The sequence below is a fragment of the Janibacter sp. CoH_79_TC_3 genome (assembly GCF_058197955.1).
This window is the reverse complement of the sequence record NZ_JBXWIV010000110.1, coordinates 1-263: the sequence shown is the minus strand read 5'-3', so window position 1 is coordinate 263 and position 263 is coordinate 1. Positions and strand designations below refer to the sequence as shown.

Below are 263 nucleotides of genomic sequence, written 5' to 3'. Positions count from 1 at the left end.
ATATATCCTTGTTTCTTTAGCACACGAACAAACTCCGTTGGAGAGTAGCTGATGCTTACTGCATAATCAATAGCAAGTCGCATCAAATTATACTTTGTAGGCTCACCATTCTTTTCTGCAAAATACATGCTCCTTGGGGTTTTACCCTTTGGATTTTTGATTACCGTTAACCCTTCCTTTTCGCACAACTCATCGGACAAAGCTCTGAATTTGTAGTATGCTTTTTTGTTGCAGTCAAACTTTCTGCCGTTCCACATATTAAC

General features: G+C 38.8%; 1 protein-coding gene. It reads right to left on the bottom strand.

The features are described 5' to 3' along the window. Positions 1–263 (bottom strand): relaxase family protein (locus AC2FA3_RS15285; protein WP_490510329.1); only part of this gene is annotated, 263 nt, incomplete at both ends.